This window comes from Neptuniibacter sp. 1_MG-2023 (assembly GCF_030547185.1).
Lineage (GTDB): Bacteria > Pseudomonadota > Gammaproteobacteria > Pseudomonadales > Balneatricaceae > Neptuniibacter.
This window is the reverse complement of sequence record NZ_JAUOQR010000029.1, coordinates 1-1019: the sequence shown is the minus strand read 5'-3', so window position 1 is coordinate 1019 and position 1019 is coordinate 1. Positions and strand designations below refer to the sequence as shown.

Annotated in this window: 1 protein-coding gene; it reads right to left on the bottom strand. The window is 50.0% G+C overall.

Annotated features, from left to right (window positions below):
* Positions 1-1019 (bottom strand): Calx-beta domain-containing protein (locus Q4492_RS15625; RefSeq protein WP_303419851.1); only part of this gene is annotated, 1019 nt, incomplete at both ends.

Below are 1019 nucleotides of genomic sequence, written 5' to 3'. Positions count from 1 at the left end.
ACGGTTGCGCCATCATTATCAATAATGGTGGTCTCAACACTGTTGCTGGTCGCATCTTCAGCAATATGCTCGAAGTTAGTATCGGTGATGCTATCAATTTCGATTGTGAAGCTCTCAGCACCTTCTGCTAGGGCATCATCCAACGTACCGATCGTGAAGGTATTTGAGTTGCTACCTGCTGGGATCTGAACTGAACCTTGACCTGTGAAGTCTTGACCATCTTTCGCAACACCCGTGTAGGTGAAGGTTACGGTGATCGGTGTAGTGACATCGCCTGCTGGCTGGTCAACGCTGACGGTATACGGCGTAGTGGTATTACCTTCAACAACACTACCAGGCCCTGCAATAGAGACATAAGCCGTTTCAGTATCCGGTTCCGTCGTATTTGGATCCGTGTCATCGGTGATCTGCGTTTCAACACTGTTGTTGATCGCATCTTCAGCAATGTGCTCGAAGTTAGTATCGGTAATGGTATCGATCGTAATGGTGAAGCTCTCAGCACCTTCCGCCAATACATCATCTAAGGTATCGATCGTGAAGGTGTTGCTGTTGCTACCCGCTGGGATCTCAACGCTAGCTTGGCCGGTGAAGTCTTCGCCATCTTTCGCAACACCGCTGTACGTGAAGGTTACGGTGATCGGTGTAGTGACATCGCCTGCTGGCTGATCAACACTGACGGTATACGGCGTAGTGGTATCGCCTTCAATCACCGTTGCTGGGCCGGTAAGTGAAACAGTGGCTGTTTCCGTATCCGGCTCAGTCGTACCTGGATCCGTGTCATCAGTGATCTGCGTTTCAACACTGTTGTTGGTCGCATCTTCAGCAATATGCTCGAAGTTGGTATCGGTAATGGTATCGATCGTAATGGTGAAGCTCTCTGCACCTTCCGCCAATACATCATCTAAGGTATCGATCGTGAAGGTGTTGCTGTTGCTACCCGCTGGGATCTCAACGCTAGCTTGGCCGGTGAAGTCTTCGCCATCTTTCGCAACACCGCTGTACGTGAAGGTTACGGTGAT